17 protein-coding genes are annotated in these 21,010 nt (G+C 30.6%); 15 read left to right on the forward strand and 2 right to left on the reverse strand.

The genetic code is table 11. The annotated features are described in order from the left end of the window. Positions 1–165: 165 nt before the first annotated feature. Genes PTSHG_RS09475 through PTSHG_RS00465 form a run of 3 tightly spaced genes read left to right on the forward strand, consistent with a single transcriptional unit; the run spans position 166 to position 4,672 of the window. Positions 166–3,258 (forward strand): Rib/alpha-like domain-containing protein, encoded by a 3,093-nt coding sequence (locus tag PTSHG_RS09475; protein ID WP_019106960.1) that lies wholly within the window; start codon positions 166–168, stop codon positions 3,256–3,258. 59 nt (positions 3,259–3,317) lie between these two features. Beyond that, on the forward strand, positions 3,318–4,379 hold the full coding sequence (locus PTSHG_RS00460) for an alpha/beta fold hydrolase (RefSeq protein ID WP_019106961.1): 1,062 nt from the start codon (positions 3,318–3,320) through the stop codon (positions 4,377–4,379). A 2-nt stretch (positions 4,380–4,381) separates the two neighbouring features. Further along, entirely contained in the window at positions 4,382–4,672 is a 291-nt protein-coding gene (locus PTSHG_RS00465) for a hypothetical protein (protein WP_019106962.1), read from the forward strand. 55 nt (positions 4,673–4,727) lie between these two features. Here the strand turns inward: PTSHG_RS00465 and PTSHG_RS00470 are convergent, their stop codons facing one another. Then, positions 4,728–4,985 carry a putative signal transducing protein gene (locus tag PTSHG_RS00470; RefSeq protein ID WP_019106963.1) on the reverse strand — a complete coding sequence of 86 codons (258 nt, stop codon included), beginning with the start codon at positions 4,983–4,985 and terminating at the stop codon, positions 4,728–4,730. 162 nt (positions 4,986–5,147) lie between these two features. On the opposite strand from PTSHG_RS00470, the gene PTSHG_RS00475 reads away from it, so the two are divergent. Further along, positions 5,148–6,452, forward strand: coding sequence for a sodium-dependent transporter (locus PTSHG_RS00475; protein ID WP_019106964.1), 1,305 nt, complete (start codon positions 5,148–5,150; stop codon positions 6,450–6,452). A 111-nt stretch (positions 6,453–6,563) separates the two neighbouring features. On the opposite strand, the gene rpsD is transcribed toward PTSHG_RS00475, so the two are convergent. Beyond that, positions 6,564–7,160: a 30S ribosomal protein S4 gene (gene rpsD / locus PTSHG_RS00480; protein WP_019106965.1), complete on the reverse strand. Its 597-nt coding sequence runs from the start codon at positions 7,158–7,160 to the stop codon at positions 6,564–6,566. A gap of 228 nt (positions 7,161–7,388) precedes the next feature. Here rpsD and PTSHG_RS00485 point away from each other — a divergent pair, with 228 nt between their 5' ends. The 11 genes from PTSHG_RS00485 to PTSHG_RS00535 all read left to right on the forward strand — a co-directional run bounded on the left by PTSHG_RS00485 (position 7,389) and on the right by PTSHG_RS00535 (position 20,952). Further along, positions 7,389–8,732 carry an oxaloacetate decarboxylase subunit alpha gene (locus PTSHG_RS00485; protein WP_019106966.1) on the forward strand — a complete coding sequence of 448 codons (1,344 nt, stop codon included), beginning with the start codon at positions 7,389–7,391 and terminating at the stop codon, positions 8,730–8,732. 105 nt (positions 8,733–8,837) lie between these two features. Then, complete coding sequence (locus PTSHG_RS00490; RefSeq protein ID WP_019106967.1) at positions 8,838–10,085, forward strand: aminopeptidase; 1,248 nt, start codon at positions 8,838–8,840, stop codon at positions 10,083–10,085. A gap of 128 nt (positions 10,086–10,213) precedes the next feature. Further along, positions 10,214–11,734: a YifB family Mg chelatase-like AAA ATPase gene (locus PTSHG_RS00495; protein WP_019106968.1), complete on the forward strand. Its 1,521-nt coding sequence runs from the start codon at positions 10,214–10,216 to the stop codon at positions 11,732–11,734. A gap of 11 nt (positions 11,735–11,745) precedes the next feature. Next, the gene (gene dprA / locus PTSHG_RS00500; RefSeq protein ID WP_019106969.1) at positions 11,746–12,825 is read left to right on the forward strand and encodes a DNA-processing protein DprA; all 1,080 of its coding nucleotides are present in this window, start codon (positions 11,746–11,748) and stop codon (positions 12,823–12,825) included. A gap of 25 nt (positions 12,826–12,850) precedes the next feature. Further along, positions 12,851–14,920, forward strand: coding sequence for a type I DNA topoisomerase (topA, locus tag PTSHG_RS00505; protein WP_019106970.1), 2,070 nt, complete (start codon positions 12,851–12,853; stop codon positions 14,918–14,920). Positions 14,921–14,923: 3 nt separating this feature from the next. Next, a complete protein-coding gene (locus PTSHG_RS00510; protein ID WP_019106971.1) occupies positions 14,924–16,366 on the forward strand; it encodes a GspE/PulE family protein in 1,443 nt (480 codons plus the stop codon). Next, on the forward strand, positions 16,363–17,532 hold the full coding sequence (locus PTSHG_RS00515; protein ID WP_019106972.1) for a type II secretion system F family protein: 1,170 nt from the start codon (positions 16,363–16,365) through the stop codon (positions 17,530–17,532). Before PTSHG_RS00510 ends, PTSHG_RS00515 begins: the two co-directional genes overlap by 4 nt. Positions 17,533–17,542: 10 nt before the next feature. Beyond that, positions 17,543–17,926, forward strand: a complete 384-nt coding sequence (locus PTSHG_RS00520; RefSeq protein ID WP_019106973.1) for a prepilin-type N-terminal cleavage/methylation domain-containing protein — start codon at positions 17,543–17,545, stop codon at positions 17,924–17,926. Further along, positions 17,916–18,647: a prepilin peptidase gene (locus PTSHG_RS00525; protein WP_019106974.1), complete on the forward strand. Its 732-nt coding sequence runs from the start codon at positions 17,916–17,918 to the stop codon at positions 18,645–18,647. The genes PTSHG_RS00520 and PTSHG_RS00525 overlap by 11 nt, the downstream gene beginning before the upstream one ends. A gap of 3 nt (positions 18,648–18,650) precedes the next feature. Beyond that, the gene (locus PTSHG_RS00530) at positions 18,651–19,937 is read left to right on the forward strand and encodes a hypothetical protein (protein WP_019106975.1); all 1,287 of its coding nucleotides are present in this window, start codon (positions 18,651–18,653) and stop codon (positions 19,935–19,937) included. Positions 19,938–19,956: 19 nt separating this feature from the next. After that, positions 19,957–20,952: an AIR synthase family protein gene (locus PTSHG_RS00535; protein ID WP_238318681.1), complete on the forward strand. Its 996-nt coding sequence runs from the start codon at positions 19,957–19,959 to the stop codon at positions 20,950–20,952. Positions 20,953–21,010 lie beyond the last annotated feature (58 nt).

A 21,010-nucleotide genomic window follows, 5' to 3' on the forward strand; every position in this document is an offset into this window, starting at 1 on the left:
CAAAACAAACCACCGGCTTAGCCGGTGGTTATGATTTACTACAGAAAAAGTTTTCCTAACTTATAATAAAATTGAAGAGAAGTCATGGAAGTAATAAGTTAAGTTTGCTATAATAAATTTGTAAAAGAATTATTTTCGCTTAATATTTTTAATGAGGAGGATATAATGAAGAGGAAAATGTTTTCTATTTTATTGGCATTTGTTATTTTTTGTGAAATATTTTGTCCAGTTTTTGCAGAGGGGTCTATAATAAGAAATGCTCTTGAAGAATCAGCTAATAATGAGGAGCTAGCCCTTGTTACTGAAACTATGCCAGCAGATAGTGTAAAGGATAAGTATGTAAAAATACTTTTTGTACCAGAAACTCATTTTAGAGATGGACACGCGAACTTTGGAAGTATTGTAAATGAAGAGGGTAAGAAAATTGAATTAGGAGAAGAAGTAATCAAAGAATATCCTATTCGAGAAGAAAAAACTGTTAAAGCTAAAGCTTTTTACGCCTTAAAAACTGCCAGTTGGAAAGAGATTTTAAATTATGAGGAAAATGGCAAAAAGGTATTTTATAAATTAAGAGCAGCAAATGATGAGACTGATGAGAAAGTAAGAGAAGAGCATGAATTTTTAGGGTGGACATTTGAAGATAAGAAAGTGATTAACCCATATAATGAAAAATTTTTTCCTTTAGAAAATATAGGTTCTGTTAGATCCAAGCATGGATATAAAAATTATTATAGTATGGAGCAAGCAATTATTTTTAAATCTAAATTCCAAGTGCGCCCATACATATTTAGAGGCAATGTTGATGGTTTACAAATGTATGATTCTCATAAATATCCTATTCTTGCAGATACAGATTATAGAAAAGGTAGATTTGTTATATTTGAGAATGATAGAGGAAAAGGTAAATTTGAGATTAGCGAATTTCAAAAAGAATATTTTATGAAACAAGAGAATTATTCAAGCGAGATCCGTTTTTTTGTAAAAAAAGATGCTACAGAAAGAAGTCTTGGACTTTTAAAACCAATTACAATAGCAAATAATAATTGTATGTTTTGGTATTGGTGTATTGAAGGTAATCCTGGAAGACAAATAGAGAATAATCATGAATTACTCACTGAAAATATGATGGATTATAGAACTTATTACGCTAAATTTCTAAAAAATGGGGAAGAAATTAGGGATAAGAAATTGACAGGGGAGGTTTTGCCAGAAGGAGTTTATGCTGTAACCTTAAATAAGGAATCTGGTGTAAAATATGAAAAGTCTAAGTATAATAAAATTTATGCAATTTTTGAGGGTTCTACTTTAAAAATAATAGGAAATTTGTTGCCAACGCCATTGGCAGTGGACAATTCAAAGAAAGCTTATTGGTATTTAGATGATAAAAAAGTTGATAATATTAAAGATATTCCTATTACAATGGACATGACCTTTACTGCAAAAGTTGAAAAAGATAATGAAAAGTATGAGGTAGGTTCTAAAAATATAAATAAAAATTATGGAGCTTCAATAAGTGATACTGAAATATTAAACAGCGTTACTACAACTTATCCAAGTGATTTAACATTACAACCGACAAAAGCTATAATAGATGGACAAGTTTTGCCAGATGGGAAAACTTCAGGCGAATTTGAAATTAAAGTTGAAGTAAAATATCCCGATGACTCGACTTCAAAAGTTTTAGTAAAAATTATTGTAGGAAAATCACAAGCAGAAACTTTTGTGCCAGAGACAAAACCTCTTGAAGTAAATAAAAATGAAGAAGTTACAATAGAAAAATTAAAAAGTGCAATAACAAATCTTCCTCAAGATATTACAGATATTTTAATAAAAGAAAATGCCGATACAAGTGAAGTGGGGGATAGAACTGCAAAACTTACAATTACATTTAAGGATAGCTCAAAACTCGATGTTACAATTAATATAAAAGTTAAAGAAATTATTGACGCAGGTAAAATTACTCCAATACCAGAGATTAATGCAGAAGATATTGAAGCAGAAGAAGTGGCATATAAGGGCAAGATTAATTTGACAGACAATATTAAAAACTTGCCAGAAGGTGCAAGAGTAATTGATGTAAGTGAAAAAGAAATTGACACAACAAAAGCTGGAAACTATGAAGGAAAAGTTAAAGTAACCTTTAAAGATGGCTCTTCAAGAATAGTTATAGTTCCAGTAAAGGTTTTAAAATCACAAGCAGAAACTTTTGTGCCAGAGACAAAACCTCTTGAAGTAAATAAAAATGAAGAAATTACAATAGAAAAGTTAAAAAGCCTAATAACAAATCTTCCTCAAGATATTAGAGATATTTTAATAAAAGAAAATGCAGATACAAGTGAAGTGGGGGATAAAACTGCAAAACTAACAATTACATTTAAGGATAGTTCAAAACTTGATGTGACAATTAAAGTGAAGGTTAAAGAAATTCTTCCAGAGAAAAAAGATGCTGAAAAGAATCCTATTGTAGTACCTAGAAATTTAAAAGCTAGAGATAAAAATAATCTAAGCAATTTAGAAATTGAAAATATTTTAGAACAATTTAAAATATTAAATCCTAAAGCTCGAGATATAAAAATTGATGAAAAGGGAAATGTTACACTTATTTATGAAGATAATTCGCAAAATTTTTTGAATGTATATAAATATCTAGTGGAGACACAAGAGGAAGATAAAGATAAGGGAGAAGGGCAAGATAATAAGGGAGATAAACATGAAGATGATTTTTATGATCCAAATTATTTTGAAGGGTTAGTAATTAGAGACCACAAAACAAAAACTTATCCAGTCAATGCCATAGCTCCGAGAAAAGTTATTGAAGAAAAGAAATCTAATAAAAAAACTTCTTATGTATTTCGTATAAATGAAGTTGAATATGAAATAATAGAGGATGGAGTTTCAAGAAAAGTTAAGATGGAAATAAGTCCTGTAATTAAAAATGAAAGGACAATGCTTCCACTTAGAAATGTTGCAGAAGTTCTTGGTGCAGAAGTTCTTTGGAATGAGAAAACGAGGACAGCATCTTTTACTAAAGATGGATTAACTGCTTCAATTCAAATTGATAACAATAAGATTATTCTTTCCAGTGGAGAAGTTATTGAAATGGAATCAAAACCTTATAACATTAAAGATAGAATTTTTGTATCTCTTGTAAGTGTTGGTAATGTATTTGGACTTAAAAATGGAAATACAAGTGATGGCGAAGAAAATGATATTGAATGGGACAATGAGTCTAAAACGGTTACAATTTATGTTAAATAAGTGCTAAAAGAGAAGGACCACTGGTTCTTCTTTTTGTTATAATTAAAAAGAGGTGAATTATGATATATTTTATTATTTTACTTATTATTGTGGTTCTCTTAATTCCACAAATTTATTACCGAAAATCAAATAATCTTCTTCAAAATGAAAATATAGATTTAAAGTGTGACTTGATTTTTGAAGATTTTTCAGAGAATTTGAGAGATGAAAATTATGGAAATGTGAAAGATTTTTACGCTTTGCAAAATTGTAAAAAGGTTAAGGTAAAGTCTTATGATGATTTTATTCTTGATGCTGCATTTTTCCCTGTAGAAAATCCAAAAGCAATTGTGCAAATAATTCACGGTGCCTTGGAGCACAAGGAAAGATACTTTCACTTAATCAAATTTTTAAATGAAAATAATTACAGCGTTTTTATCTCGGACAACAGAGGACATGGTACTTCTCTTGGTGGAAATTACACTTTTGGTTATATTGATGGAGTTGAAAAAGTTGTTGATGACAATATTGCAATAACTAAGGCGATTAAAGAAAAGTTTCCAGATAAAAAAATTTATTTAGTGGGGCATTCTCTTGGCACAGTTTTTAGTAGAATTTATCTTGAGCGGGCAGATAATTTAATTGAAAAATTAGTTTTATCTGGGCCACCAAATTATATTCCAGAAGTTTCTTTAGCCATATTTATTGCAAATTTTATAAATTTTTATTTTGGAGAAGAGAGAACAGTTTATATCCTTAAAAAATTATACACTGGAGACAAAATAAATTGGGACTGGTTAAGTTACAGTGAAAAAAATATTGATGATGCAAAAAGAGATCCACTGATGCCAAAGGTTTTTACAAATCGTGGATATCTTTCTGTTTTTGAAGGTGTAAAGGAATTAAATAATTTGAAAAAATTCAAATGTAAAAATTCAAAGCTTGATATTTTATTTGTTGCTGGCAAAGATGACGTGGTAATTGGTGGAGAAAGTGGATTTAATAATTCAATTGAAGCTCTAAATAAAGTTGGATATAAAAATATAAAATCTAAGCTTTATGAAGAGATGAAACATGAAATTTTTAGAGAAGATGATAAGGATAAAGTGTTTAAAGATATTTTGGAATTTTTGGAGAGTTGATAATGAATTATTATTTGATAATTGGAAATTTAAAAGAAGATGCGACCTTCGATGATAAATTTAAAAGGATTTTAGACGAGCACTTAAATTATTATGAAAATGAGACTTCTCTTGGAAGTTTAATTTTATCAGGTCCAAAAGAAGGGGGAGGAGGAATTGGTATTTATAGAGGAGATGAAGTTAAAGATTTTTGCGACAATGACCCTCTCTATTTAGAAAATTACATTAAATATGAAATTATAAATTTTTCACCCAATGCTGTAAATGAAAAACTGCTTGAATTATTTATATAAGCTTAAAAAAGCTGGTACAAATTATTTTTTGTATCAGCCTTTTCTTTTTCTTAAATTAATCAAAAATCAAGTCGTCGGTATCATCATTGTCATTCATAAAATATACCAAAAGTTCATTTGCCTTCTCAAAATCATTTTCAGACACATAAATACCCTTTTCGTAAAGTGAAAATCCAGAGATTAGTCTCATGTAGTCGCCCTCGTCTTTTACAAAATATGGGATAGAATTGTCTTCCAAGAAAGCACAAATTTCATCAAAGAGAAGTTTATTAGTTGAAGTAACAAGTTTTACATATTCAATATCTTTTTTCATAATATCACCTAATGAAATTATACCATTTATAAGTGAAAAATAAATTTTATTAAAGCTTTTTATAAAAATTTAGTAAGCAGGGACACTTTAACGCTTTTATCTATTTAAAAAAAATAAATTTTGTGATACTATCTTTATTATACAAAAATAGAGGAGGAGCGTATGTCAAAACAAAATGAAGGATTTTCATCAATCCTTGGATTTATTATGGTTGCCATTGGCCTTGCCCTTGGTATAGGAACACTATGGAGATTTCCTTACGTAGTTGGCGAAAACGGTGGAGCAATTTTTATATTTTTATACATTTTAATAATTTTAGTAATAGGAATTCCACTAATGACTTGTGAGGTCACTATTGGTTATGCAACGGGAAATGCGGCAATAGATGCCTATAAGACACTTAAACCTAACACAAAATGGTATTTAGCAGGCTACCTACACACTTTTGCAGCACTTATTATAGTAGGGTACACTTCAGTTATCTATGCTTGGATAATAAAATACATTGCTGGAGCTGTCGCTGGAGATTTTGTTGGACTTACAAGCGAAGGAATACAAAGTTACTTTGATACTTTTAATGCCAACAAACCAATGGTATTCTTATTCTTTTTAATTAATTTTTTACTAAACGATGCAGTAATAATTTTGGGAGTACAAAAGGGAATAGAAAGAGTTTCAAAAATTTTAATTCCAATTTTATTTGTAATCATGATTGTTATAATTATTTTTGGACTCAGACTTCCAGGTGCTAAGGATGGACTTACATTTTTATTTAAACCAGATTTTTCAAAATTTTCTATGAGCTCTGTTATAACTTGCCTAGGTCAAGCTTTCTTTGCTCTTGGACTTGCAATGCTTGGCTCCATGGTATTTGGCTCTTATATTAAAGAAAAGGATGAAAATATCTTTAAAGATTCATCAGTAATTTGTCTTGCACTTGTATTTGCAGGAATTTTATCTGGTCTTATGATTCTTCCAATAGTATTTGCAACAGGACTTACACCAGGAGAAGGAGTTGGACTTACATTCTTAACTCTTCCACTTGCCTTTAACGTAGTTCCTTTTGGTAGAATTCTTTCAGTTTTATTTTACTTTGGATTTTACATTGCAGCTTTTACATCATCAGTTGGTGTGTTAGAAGCAATTGTAGGACAATTTATGGAAAGATTTAAACTAGAAAGAATAAAGGCTCTTATTCTTGCAAGTATAATAATTTTAGGAATAGCTGCACTTTCTGTTTTCTATGAGCCAGCTTTTGCTTTTATTGACAATGTAGAAAGTAATTACATTTTAGTAATTGGTTGCCTATTGATTGCACTTTTCTCTGCAAGAGCATGGAAGATGGATAACTTATTGGAAGCGGCTAATATAAAAAGTCCTTTTGTAAGAACTTGGATGAATGTAAGTATAAAGTACATTTCGCCAATAGTAATTGTTATAATATTTTTCAGTCAGTTTATAAAATAATTTGTAGAAAAAAAGAATCGCCTGGTAATGATGATGCCAAGCGATTTTTTAATGTTTAATTATAAAAATAGGCAAGAAAAAAGACCCTTCCGAGGGTCTTTTTCTCTTTCATTACATGTTCTTTGAATAGAATTCAACGATTAATTGGTCTTCAATTTCTATTGGAACATCTTCTCTATTTGGAAGAGTTACTAAAGTTGCTTTAAAGTCTTCAGCCTTAGAAATGTAAGGGAAGTTTACAACAATATTAGTGTTGTAGTTTTCTTTAAATAAATCAACTTTTTTTCCTTTAGCAGATAATGCAATTACATCGCCAGCTTCACATCTGTAAGAAGGAATATTAACTTTCTTACCATTAACTGTTAAGTGACCGTGAGTAACCATTTGTCTTGCTTGTCTAATTGAAGATGCAAAGCCAATTCTGTAACATAAACTATCAAGTCTTCTTTCTAGGAATGTTACTAAAGTAGGACCAGTTTGGCCTTGAGTTCTTTGAGCTTCTTTGAATAGATTAACAAATTGTCTTTCAAGTACACCATAGTATGCTCTAAGTCTTTGTTTTTCTAAAAGTTGCTTACCATATTCAGTAAGTTTCTTGTCGCTTCTTGCAGTACCTTTTGTGGCTCTTTTCATTGCCTTTGGGTGACCGCATACATTTAGTCCAAGTCTTCTTGATTGCTTGAACTTTGGATCCATCATTTTTGCCATTTTTATCAAACTCCTATAAATTTTCGCCGCGATAATTTATAAGCCGATAGCATTATACTAGAAAGGAAGCTCTTTGTAAAGGGAAAAATTAAAATAAGGAAAGTTTTATGGTATTACAAGAATTTTTTGTCAATAATGCCATGCTTTGATGAAAAATTTTAAAATAATTATGTTATACTTAAAACATAAATAAAGAAATATCTTTCGATTAATTATATAGGAGGATTTATGAAAAAAATAGAATTTGTTGATACAATTCTTCGTGACGCCCATCAATCGCTTATGGCAACACGAATGACTTATAAAGATATGGAACCTGCCCTTGATAAGCTTGACAAAGTTGGATATAAAGCTCTTGAATGTTGGGGCGGTGCAACTTTCGATTCTTGCATTAGATATTTAGATGAAGATCCTTGGGAAAGAATTAGAAATATTAAATCACACCTTAAAAATACAAAGACTCAAATGCTTTTGAGAGGTCAAAACCTTTTAGGCTATAAAAATTATCCAGATGATGTAGTTGAAAAGTTTGTTGAACTTTCTGTAAAAAATGGAGTTGACATAATAAGGATTTTTGACGCACTAAATGATTTAAGAAACATAGAAACTTCACTTAAAGCTACAAAGAAGGCTGGAGCAGAAGCTCAAGTTGCAATTTGTTACACAACATCAGAAGTTCACACAATAGAGTACTTCACTGATCTTGCAAAAAAAGTTCAGGATATGGGAGCAGATTCAATTGCTATAAAGGATATGGCTGGCATTCTAACACCTCCTGTTTCAAGAGAATTAGTTAAGTCTCTTAAAAAAGCAATTGACATTCCACTAGAACTTCACACACATGAAACTACTGGTTGCGGTTCAATGACTTATTTAAAAGGGGTTGAAGAAGGTGCAGATATTTTAGACACAGCCCTATCTCCATTTTCTGGCGGAACAAGTCAACCTCCAACTGAAACTCTTGCAATAATTTTAAAGGAAGCTGGCTATAAAGTTGATTTGAATCTTGATATATTAAATGAACTTGCACCTTACTTTCAAGAAGTAAAAAATAAATATTTGAATGACGGAACTTTGAGAGTAAAAATGCTTACAGTTGACCCAAAGGGACTTATCTATCAAGTACCAGGAGGAATGCTTTCAAACTTAAACTCACAGCTTTCTGCTGCAAAACAAGAGCATTTATTTGATAAAGTTCTTGCTGAAGTTCCAAATGTTAGAAAAGATATGGGCTACCCGCCACTTGTTACCCCAATGAGCCAAATGGTTGGAACTCAAGCATCATTTAATGTAATGACTGGGAATAGATACAAGATGGTGCCAAATGAAATAAAAGATTATTTAAAGGGTCTTTATGGTAAAACTCCAGTTGAAGTTGATGAAGCTTTTAGAAAATCAATTATAGGCGACGCTGAAGTAATTACAGATAGACCTGCAAATCATCTTGAGCCAGCATTAGATAAATATAAATCTGAAATAGGAGACCTTGCAAGGACTGAAGAAGATGTTTTAACTTATGCACTATTCCCACAAGTTGCAAAGGACTTCTTGACAAAAAAATACAATAAATAATTTTAGAATACTATTGGACATTTGCTCCAATAGTATTTTTTGCAAATAAAAATTTTTTGTTGTATATTATTTTTAATATTAGAAATAATTTGAAAGGATGATAAAATGGATTACAAAAATTTTGTTGTTGATGATTATATAGAAAAATATGCGGAGCTAATTTTAAAAGTTGGTCTAAAAATAAAAAAAGGGGACAAACTTGTTGTTAGATGTCCAATAGAAGCAAGAGATTTTGCTATTATTTCTACAAAAAAAGCCTACGGGCTTGGTGCATCTGAAGTTGTGATAGATTATAGAGACCAAGAAATTTCTAGGCTAAAGTATGAAAATGAAAGTGTGGAAGTTTTAACTGATGTGCCAAAACACAAGGTTGATAAAGAAAATTACTACATGGAAAAGAAGGCAAAGTATCTTTCTGTGACAGGCTCTGATCCTGATGCTTTTAAGGGTATTGACTCTGAAAAATTATTTAAGGCAAATCTTGCAACATCAAAAGCACTAAAGGATTTTTCTGCTAAGATGATGGCAAATTATGTTTCTTGGATTGTAGTTGGAGCAAGTATTCCTTCATGGGCGAGGAAAGTTTTTCCAGAATTAAGTGAAGATGAAGCTGTGAGAAAATTGTGGTACGAAATTTTCAACTCAGTTAGACTTTTTGAAGATGACCCAGAAAAAGCTTTAGAAGATCATGTAAACAACTTAAATAGATACAGTAAATTCTTAAATGAAAATAAATTTGAAAAATTATTATATAAGTCAGAAAAGGGAACTGATCTAGAAGTTTGTCTTCCAAAGGGATATATCTTTGCAGGAGCAGGGGATGTAAACAGCGACGGCGAAGAATTTATTGCCAACATGCCAAGCGAAGAAGTTTTTTCTGCACCAAGACTTGACGGAGTAAATGGAAAAGTTTACTCAACTATGCCACTTAATTACAATGGAAATTTAATTGAAGATTTCTATTTAGTTTTCAAAGATGGGGAAGTAATTGACTACGATGCAAAAAGTGGAAGAGAATATTTAAAAAATATTATTGAAACTGATGAAGGCTCAAAGAGACTTGGGGAAGTTGCCCTTGTGTCCCACAACACTCCAATTTCAATGAGAAAAGTTTTATTTTATAACACACTTTATGATGAGAACGCATCATGCCACTTTGCCTTAGGTAAATCTTATCCATCTTGCATTGAAGGTGGAGAAAAACTTTCCACTGAAGAATTAAAAGCTAGAGGGATGAATGATTCACTAACTCATGTTGACTTTATGGTAGGCGATGCCACTACAGAAATAATTGGTCTGAAAGAAAATGGAGAAGAAGTTCAAATTTTTAAAAAAGGAAACTTTGTAATTTAATAAATTAATTTAAGCCAGATAATAAAGTCTGGCTTTTTATTTTGCAAACGATTGATTAAAGGGATTAAAATTCTTATAATATAATTAAGAATAATACCATAAGATTTTAAAATAGATTAGGAGGAATTATGTACTCTTGCACAAAAACTTGCACCTTAGCTGGACTTAATGGCTATCCAGTAGATGTTGAAGTTGACCTATCAAATGGAATGCCAAAAATTATACTTGTTGGGCTTGCAGACACTGCAGTAAAAGAATCGACTGAAAGAGTGAAATCTGCAATAAAAAATTCTGGCTTCGACTTTCCAAAAAAGAGAATTACCATAAACTTAGCTCCTGCTAATTTGAGAAAAGATGGCACACAACTTGACCTTGCCATTGCAGTGAGTCTTTTGAGTTGTGACGAGAGTTTGGAGCTGGATTACAGTCCTTATACATATATGGGAGAACTTGCCCTTGACGGCAAAGTTAATAAAATTCAAGGGGCTCTACCTATGGTTATATCTATGCGTGAAAAAGGCTATAGAAAATTTATTGTGCCTTATGAAAATCGCAAGGAATGTGCCATAGTTAGTGATGTAGAAATATATCCAGTAAAAACTTTGGAAGAAGTAATTTCTTTTATAAGAGGAGAAATTCAAATAGAAAGATGTATGGGATCTTTTACCAAGGAAAAGGTTTCTTATGATATGGATTTTTCTGATATAAAGGGGCAAGAAAATTTAAAGAGAGCACTAGAAATTTCTGCCTGCGCCAAGTCAAATATTTTAATTTTGGGGTCTCCTGGTTCTGGAAAGACTATGGCGGCAAAGAGGTTTCCGACAATCTTGCCAGAGCTTGACTTTGAAGAAGCAATTGAAGTTACCAAAATCTATTCTATATCGGGACTTTTGGACGATAACGCACTTATAACAAAGCCGCCTTTTAGAGCACCCCACCATACAGCATCAGCAGTGTCTCTTATAGGTGGAGGACAAATACCAAAACCAGGAGAAATTTCACTTGCAAATAAGGGAGTCTTGTTTTTAGATGAACTTCCAGAGTTTTCAAAATCAGTTTTAGAAGTTTTGCGCCAACCAATGGAATCAAAGGATATAATAATTTCTCGTGCCAATGCAAGTGTGAGGTATCCTGCTGATTTTCAGTTAGTTGTAGCATTAAATCCTTGTCCATGTGGCTATCATAATTCAAAAACTCATGAGTGCAATTGCTCGCCTTATGAAATTCAAAGGTATCTTTCAAGAATTTCTCATCCACTTTTAGATAGAATTGACATTCATTTGGAAGTGCCTGAAGTTAATTACAAGGAGATTTCATCTAAGAGGGCAGGCGAAAGTTCTGAAGTAATTAGAGAGAGGGTTAAACTCGTTAGGGAAATTCAAAAGGATAGATATAAGGAAGAGATTTTTAAATATAATTCAGAAATTCCTGAGAAAAAATTAAAGAAGTATTGTGCCCTTGATTCCAATTGTGAAAAAATTTTGGAGCTTGCCTTTAGAAAATATGGCATGAGTGCAAGAACTTACAATAAAATTTTAAAAATTGCAAGGACAATTGCAGACATGGACGGATGTGAAAATATTAAAGAAGACCATATTTTGGAAAGTATTCAATACAGAACTATGGATAAAAAGTTTTGGGGAAACTAGGAGCTATTACAATGAAGGAAAGAGACTTATTAATTTTTTTAAATGGAATAAATTTTTCCAGTGAAAATTCTCTTAAAATTTTAAATTATCTTTTGGATAAAAATATTGCCCTTGAAGACTTTGATAAAGTTGATTATATTGAAGAAAAAATTTTATCGAAGAGAAGCTATGATAGATTAATGGAGAAAGCGAGAGATTTTGAATTAGTAATTGAAGATATTAATGAAAAAATCAATTCTTTGGGTGTAAAAGTTATTACAATTTTAGATGAAAACTTTCCAGAATCTCTAAGATATATTGCTGACCCACCTTCTCTTTTATATGTCAAAGGCAACTTAAATATTTATAATCCCATAGCCTTTGTTGGAGCAAGAAATCACTCAAGTTATGGAACTATGGCTGTAAATAAAATAATTGATGACATTGGCCCTTATGACTTTACAATTGTAAGTGGAATGGCTTATGGTATTGACTATCTTTCGCATAAAAGAGCACTAAAAAATAATATGAATACAATTGCTGTTTTGGGAACGGGTATTGATGTTGTTTATCCAAAGTCAAACAAAGCACTTTATGAAGAAATTGCAGAAAAGGGCGCCATAATTAGTGAGTTTAGACTTGGTACTGGGGCAAATAAATTCACTTTTCCAATGAGGAATAGAATTATTTCTGGACTTTCAAAAACTGTTGTTGTGGTAGAAGCAAAGGATAAAAGCGGCAGTCTTATAACTGCAAGGCTTGCTGCAGAGCAGGGAAGGGAAGTCTTTGCAGTGCCAGGAAATATAACTTCAATTTATTCTCTTGGTACTAACAAATTAATTAGAGATGGTGCAATTCCTCTCGTAGAAGTCAAAGACATTTTAGATTTTTATCCAGATCTTAGAAAAAATGAAGTTTCAGACGAGGAAACCAAAATGAATGCAGAGGAACTTTCTGTCTACAATTTAATTGAAAAGGGAATAAATAATACGAATGATATTTGCAATAATTTAAAGAATGAGGTATTTTATATAAATAAGATTTTGACAAAATTGGAGTTAAAGGGAATTATTGAGAGAATTTCAATGAATGAATTTCAAATTATAAAATAAATTTTAGGAAGAAGGAGATGATACTTTGGCAAAAAATCTTGTAATTGTGGAGTCGCCGACAAAGGCGAAAACTATAAAAAAGATGCTGGGAACAAATTACAAAGTAATTGCTTCTGTTGGACATGTTAGGGATTTACCAAAATCAAAGCTTGGTATTGATATAGAAAAAGATTTTGAACCACAATATATGAATATTTATGGCAAGGGACCTCTTATTAAAGAGATTAAATCTGAGGCAAAAAAAGCCGACAGAATAATTCTTGCTACCGACCCCGATAGAGAGGGAGAAGCAATTTCTTGGCACCTTTCATATATTTTGGGAATAGACCCAGAAGATAAAAATAGAGTAACTTTTAATGAAATAACAAAGGACACTGTAAAAAGGGAAATAAAAAATCCAAGGGCAATTGATATGGACCTTGTGGATGCTCAACAAGCCAGACGTGAATTAGATAGACTTGCTGGATATAAAATTTCTCCACTACTTTGGAAAAAGGTAAAAGCTGGACTTTCTGCAGGTAGGGTTCAATCTGCTGTTTTAAAATTAATTTGTGATAGAGAAGATGAAATTAATAATTTTATCCCTGAAGAATACTGGACTATTGCAGCTGATTTAAGGGCAGGAAGAAGAAAACTTCTTGCAGATTATTATGGAATAAAAGAAAAGGGCAAGACAAAAAAAGTTGAGTTAAAAACTGAAAAAGATGCAGATAAGGTTTTAAAAAATATTGACAAAGATAAATTTCTTGTGGATTCTGTCAAAAAAGGAAAGAGAAGTAGAAAATCTCCAAATCCTTTTACAACATCAACTATGCAACAGGAAAGTTCTAGGAGAATAAATTTCTCTACAAAGAAAACTATGATGGTTGCACAAAGCCTTTATGAAGGTGTCAAACTTCCAAAAGAGGGCTCTGTTGGTCTTATAACTTATATGAGAACTGACTCAATTAGAGTTTCTGATGAGGCTAAGAATGCTTGCCTTAATTTTATAGAAAAGAGTTATGGCAAAGAATATTTAGGCAAAAAGAGGGCAGCCAGCAAGAAGAAAAGTGAAAATGTTCAAGATGCTCACGAATGTATTAGACCAACTGATGTGACAAAAACTCCTTATTCAATAAAGGATTCCCTTTCAAAGGAGCAGTTTAAATTATATTCACTTATATGGAATAGATTTGTTGCATCACTAATGTCTGATGCAGTTTATGACACGATTTCTTCAGATATTTTATCAAACAATGAACTTTTTAGAGTTTCAGGTTCAATATTATCCTTCGATGGCTTTTTAAAAGTTTATGATTATTCAAATGAAAAAAACACAGAACTCCCACCACTAGAAGAAGGACAAATTTTAAAGCTTAAAGAGATTAATAAAGAGCAACATTTTACAAATCCACCTCCAAGATACAATGAAGCTTCTCTAATAAAAGAACTTGAAGCCTTAGGAGTTGGCAGGCCTTCCACTTATGCACCTACTATTTCAACGCTTCAAAGTAGATATTATGTTGTTCTTGAAGAGAAAAAATTTGTACCAACTGAATTGGGACAAACTGTAAATGAAATTTTAGTAGAAAATTTTGACAACTTGGTGGACAAAAAGTTCACAGCACAAATGGAATTTGAATTAGATGAAATTGCTGCAGGAAAAAAAGAATGGAAAGACCTTGTAAGAGCTTTTTATGGGGATCTCAAAAAAGATTTAGATAAAGCTTACGAAAATATTGAAAAAGTCAAAATAGAAGATCCTGTCACTGATGTAATTTGTGACAAATGTGGCAGAAATATGGTTATAAAAATGGGAAGATATGGAAAGTTTTTAGCTTGTCCAGGTTTTCCAGAATGCAGAAATACAAAGCCACTTGTAGAAAAAGTTGGAGTAAAATGCCCAGAATGCGGTAAAGGAGAAATTGTCGTAAAGAGAAGTAAAAAGGGCAGAATTTTTTATGGATGCGACTCTTATCCTAAGTGTGAATTTGTTTCTTGGAACAAACCTATTGATGAGAAATGTCCAAAATGTAAAAGCATTCTTACAGAGATGAATTCTAGAGGCAAAAAAATTATAAAATGTAGCAATGATAAATGTGATTACAGGAGATAAACTGTGGATAGATTTTTCTTTGAAATTAGAGATATATTTGGCGAAAATTATTGCCGAAAGAATTTTATAGCTCCTGCAAGAGAAGAAGGCGACAGAATTGTCTTCTACTCTTTACATATTGATGATATTTTAAAATATAATCTTGAAGAGAGATTACAGAAAAATGTAGTCTTAGAAGAAGCTTCCAAAGAAAAAATTTTAAGTGAGCTAGATAAAATTTATAAGGATGATAAAAAAGATATTCTCTTAGATGATATTGAATCAAATTATGAAGATGTGTTGGTTGCTGAAGTTGAGGAAAAAGAAGATTCACCAGCTATTCGATTGCTAAATTATATACTTAGAGAGAGCATAGAAAAAAACGCAAGCGATATACACATAGAACCTCGTTTTGAAAATATAATTGTGAGAATAAGGATTGATGGAGCTCTACATAAATTAATAGAGCTTCCTAAAAAAATTTATCCCCATCTTGTGACGAGAATAAAAATTTTATCTGAGTTAGATATTTCTGAAAAGAGACTTCCTCAAGATGGAAGATTTAGTTTTAATTTCAAGGGAGATAAAATCGACATAAGAGTTGCAACTACACCAACTGGTAGTGGAGAAAAAATTGTCCTAAGAATTTTAGACATACAAAGAATTTCTTATACGCCTGAGGGAATAGGTCTTGTTGGAGATAATTATGATAAAGTTATGAATTTGATTAGCCAACCTTCTGGACTTATTCTCTGTTGTGGGCCAACTTCTTCGGGCAAGACTTCTACTCTTTATACAGTTCTTAGAAAAATACAAAAAGACGATATAAATATAATGACAATTGAAGACCCAATTGAATATAAAATGGATGGGATAAATCAAATTGAAGTAAATCCAAATACGGGTCTTACTTTTGAAAAGGGCTTAAAGGCAATCTTAAGAATGGACCCAGATAAAATTATGATTGGGGAAATTAGAAATGAAGACACTGCTCATATTGCCATTTCATCGTCTATCACAGGCCACTTAGTTTTATCAACGTTACATACAGAAAGTTCTCCTGCATCAATTGGAAGGTTAATTGATATGGGTATAGAGCCATATTTAATATCGGCTGGTTTAATTGGTGTTATTTCTCAAAGGCTTATTAGAAAATTATGTCCTCATTGTAGAGAAAAGATTAAAAATACAAATCCACTTATAGCTAGTGACTTTATCTATAAGGCAAGGGGATGTGATAAGTGCAACGGTGGTTATAGTGGAAGAGTTGCAGTATTTGAAATAATGATAGTGGATAGTGAAATTCGCGACATGATAAGCAGAAGAGAGAGCGTCAAAAATATAAAAAACTTTGCAATAGAAAGAGGAATGAAGACCCTATCTAGCGAAATTTTAAATTTAATAGAAAAGGGCGAGACGACCTTTGAAGAGTATTACAAAAACGTGCATACTGTTGGTGAATTATGATTTACAAATACAAAGCTTTTAGAGGAAGCGAAAAAGTAAAGGGCAATGTTGAAGCAATAAGCATTAAAGATGCAAAGGATAAATTAAAAATAGAGGGACTTAGACCAATAAAAATTGAAGAAAATATTGAGTCCACTAATTCCTTTGATTTTCACAGAAAATTGAAAAATGAAGATTTATATATTTTATTTAGAGAACTTTCTTTACTAATAAATTCTGGCATAAGTATAGAAAATGCCTTTGGAATTTTGAGTTCGGAATTTTCTAAGGATAAGGGTAAAATATTAAGCCAAGTGAGAGACAATTTGAGGAGTGGCATTACTCTATCCGAGTCAATGGAAGATACAAAGTGTTTTCCAAATCTTGTGATAAATATGGTTTATGTTGGAGAAAATACATCTAGCCTTGGAAAGATTTTTGCTTCCTTGTCAAACTATTACATAAAAAAGAGAGAGACAAATTCAAAAATTATTGAAGCCTTAGCTTATCCAATAATTTTACTTATTACTTCTATTTTTGTAATTAATTTTTTGATTATAAATATAATCCCAAGCTTTGGAGAAATTTTTAGTGCCAATGATAACTTGTTGCCACTGCCAACTAGAGTGCTTTTAAATTTTTCTAACTTCATTTATAAAAATTATATTTACATAATTTTAACTATTATAATTGTGATAGCGATTGCATTTTTCTATCATAGGAAAAATCCAAAAACTTTACACAAACTAATTTTAAAATCAAAATATTATAAGATGACAAAGAGTTTGAAATTTACCTTTAATATGGATTTGCTCCTTGGAGCAGGTCTAACAGTGGATAAAAGTCTAGAGATAGTTTCTACAATGGAAGATAATGTCCTTTTAAAAAGAAAATTTTTAGAAATTTTAAGAGATATAAAGGCAGGAGAGTCCTTTTACAAGAGCACAAGTAAAGTAAATGTGTTTCCCAAAATGTTATTGTCAATGATTCATGTTGGGGAAGAATCTTCTAATTTAAAGGAAATTTTTGCAATAATGTCTGGATTTTATGATGAAGAATTAAGTAATTACAACAAGAAGTTTTTGGGAGTTCTTGGTCCAATTTTAATAATTATTATGGCGGTAATAATTGGATTTATAGTGCTATCAATTGCACTTCCAGTTTTCGATATGGTTAATCAATTTTAGGAGGTTTTTTATGAAATTTAAAAGAAGACAAAAGGGTTTTACACTTATTGAGTTAGTAATTGTAATAGCTATTATTGCAATTTTAATTTCAATTGCAGCTATGAAGTACAGCACAACTAATTTGGCAGCTGAGGCAGCAGCTCATAATTCCAATGTGAAAGTATTAAAGAGTGCAGGGATTTTATATTTAATTGACAATCCTGATGCAAAAGATGGAATTTCTCTTGAAGCTTTAAAACCATACCTTGAAGGAGGAAAAATACCTAAGCCTGCAAAACATTATAAGGGAGCAACAACTTTTACAGTTAAAGCGACTGATGATGGCGATGTTACTGTAGAACCAGGAATGTTAAAAGTAAATGGGAAATCTTTAGATTTAGATAATGGAAAATAATTTTTACAAAATTTTTATAGCCTTGATGATTTTTATTATGGGTGGCTCTTTTGCATCATTTTATGATGTTTTTGTAAGCAGAAGAGAAAAAGATGAAAAATTTATATTTGAAAGGAGCCATTGTGATAAGTGCAATAGAAAATTAAAATTTTATGAAGTGATTCCAGTTTTTTCATATATTTTATTGAGAGGGAGATGCAAATTTTGTGGAGAAAGGATTGAAACAGAGAAATTTATTACAGAAATTTTTATTTCAATTCTCTCTGTTTTAATATTTTTTAAATTTGACTTGTCTCTTGCGACTTTTTTGATAATTGCAATAATTACAGTGGCGACTTTTATAGGGATGATAGATTACAAGACTGGCTTTATTTATAATATCGACATTTTTATAATTTTAATTTTTGCAATCTTATTAAAATTAGCCGAAGGAGAAAATATTTTTATCTCTCTAAGATTTTCTTTGGGATTTTTTATAATATTTTATTTGCTCTACAAGTTCACAGGAATGATGGGATTAGGAGATGTCTTTTATTCCTTTGTTATGGGAAATTTTGCAGATAATTTATTGGATGCCTTTATTTTATTTAGAGATGCCTTTGTAATTGCAGCAATATTTTCTGTAATTTTAATTTTATTAAGGAAAAAGAATTTTAAAGATTCAATTGCCTTTGGGCCCTTTATAAGCAGTGCCATAATTATTTTCTTAATATGCAGGTGAATTATGTTTCAAAAAAATACTACTAAATTAATACTAAGTGACGGATTTATAAAAGTTAATAAAAATAATAAAGAAGAGATTGATATTATTTCTTTGCCCTATAGAATTTATAGAGATGGAAAAATTTTAGATTATCATCATTTTTACTACAAGTTCAGCAAAATTTTGGAGAAAGTTGAATTTGATAAGAAAGATAGTCTAATTTTAATATTTGACTCTTCTTCTTTTATTCACATAAATTATAAAATTCCAGAAATAGATGAATCTGAGATAAAAGATTTTCTCGCTCTAGAGCTTGAAGATTATGGAGATTTTGATTTGTCAAACTATGAGATTTTTTATGATTTTATAAAAGAAAATAAAATTTTAAACCTTTCAATTGATTTAGTTCCAAGAGAATTAATTGGGAAATTAAGAGAAGTTTTGGAAAAATTAGAAATAGAAAATTTTGAAATAATTCCAGAGCCGCAAGCTATAAAAAAAGATGGGAAATACATAGAAATTGCTGCAACATATTTAAAGTATATTTTTGTTAAGAATAATTTGCTGAATTCCTACGAAAAAATTTATGATAAAAATTTTGAGAAATTAATTGAAGACAATAATTTGGAGGAACAAAATGCTTCAAATATAATAAATTTATGCTACGACCCTGAAGAATTAAAAACTGGTAAGGACTTTTTATTTAGATATAAAAATTATTTTGCAAGTCACATCAGTGAAATGGAAAAATTTGCTAAGGATGAAGAGGTCAATTTATTTGGGAATATTTGTGATTCAAAAATTATTAAGGATACTCTAAATTCCTACAGCAATTTAAAATACAGTTTGTTAGAAAGTGATATTTACAATAAAATTTCTATAAAAAGAGAAAATAAAGAGAAAAAGAATAGAAAAAATAAAAATCCAATTAATTTTATTTTGCCAATAGCTATGGCAGCAATAATAATTTTTAATGTCTTATACTTTTTAAATTTAAGGAAGGAAAATGATAAAAAGTTAGAAAGTAACAAAGAAATAAAAACTGAAGAAGCATCAGAAATTGATGTATCAAGCGACAAATTTCAAGAGAGAAATAAAATTTTTATAGATAAAATTTCTGAAATTCAAAAAAGGGAAGACAAAAATTTAATCATAACAAATTATTATTTTGACAATGGCAGAATGACAGTTAAGGGAATCGTAAAGGACGAAGATTATTTTGACAGAGCTTTCAAGGATTTATATATTTTGAGCAAAAATTTTTATATGGAAAATGGATTTTATAAATTTGAAATGCAAATAAAATAATTGTAAAATTTTTTATGAGGTGTTAATTTTGGAAATAGGAAAATTAAAAACAGAGCTATTAGAAAAATATATTTTCAATAGTTTGAGTTCAAATAGAGATGAAGTAGTTATAAGAGGTGGGGTTGGACTTGACTGTGCAGTTTTGGATTTTTGTGGAGATTTAATTGTAACTTCAACAGACCCTATTACTGGTGCAACAAAAAATATTGGATCACTTGCAATAAATGTTTCTGTGAATGATGTAAGTTGCCAATGTGCAGATCCAGTTGGTGTTCTAATGACAGTTTTAATTCCGCCAAGTGCCACTATAGAAGAATTAAAAGAAATAATTGAAGATGCAAATGCTACTGCAAAAAAATTAAATGTTGATATTATTGGTGGGCATACAGAAGTCACTGATGCAGTAAATAAAATTTTAATTTCAACTACTGTTTTGGGAAGAGCTAATAAAGCATCCATTCCAGATTTAAGTACCATAAAAATTGGAGATGTAATTGCCATTTCTAAATATGTTGGTATTGAAGGAACCAGTATTATTTCGCAGGAAAAAGATGATATAAGTGAAGTTTTAAATGATGAAGAATTAGAATTTGCAAAGGCACTTTCTGAAAATATTTCTGTCTTAAAGGAATCTAAACTTGCATCAAAGTATGGAGTTAAGTATATGCATGATATAACGGAAGGAGGACTTTATGGAGCTCTTTGGGAAACAGGAGTTGCTGTTGGGCATGGTCTGAGAGCTTATTATGAAAATATACCCTTACTTGATGTAACAAATAAAATTTCAAAATTTTATGAAATTGATCCTATGAAGCTTATTTCAAGTGGAAGTATGCTTATGATTTTTGATAAGGATAAATTTAAAGATTTTAAAGAAGAAACAGAAAAATTTGGAATAAAGGTAACTGACATTGGAGAAGTTATTGAAGGTAAAGATACAGAAGTAATTGCATACGATCAAATATTAATTCTTTCTGAACCAAGTTCTGATGAGCTTTATAGAGTATTAGTTTAATTGTTACAATTTAGTTACAATATTGACAAATAAGTTGATCACATATAAACTTTAACTA

Source organism: Peptoniphilus senegalensis JC140 (assembly GCF_000321025.1).
Lineage (GTDB): Bacteria > Bacillota > Clostridia > Tissierellales > Peptoniphilaceae > Peptoniphilus_A > Peptoniphilus_A senegalensis.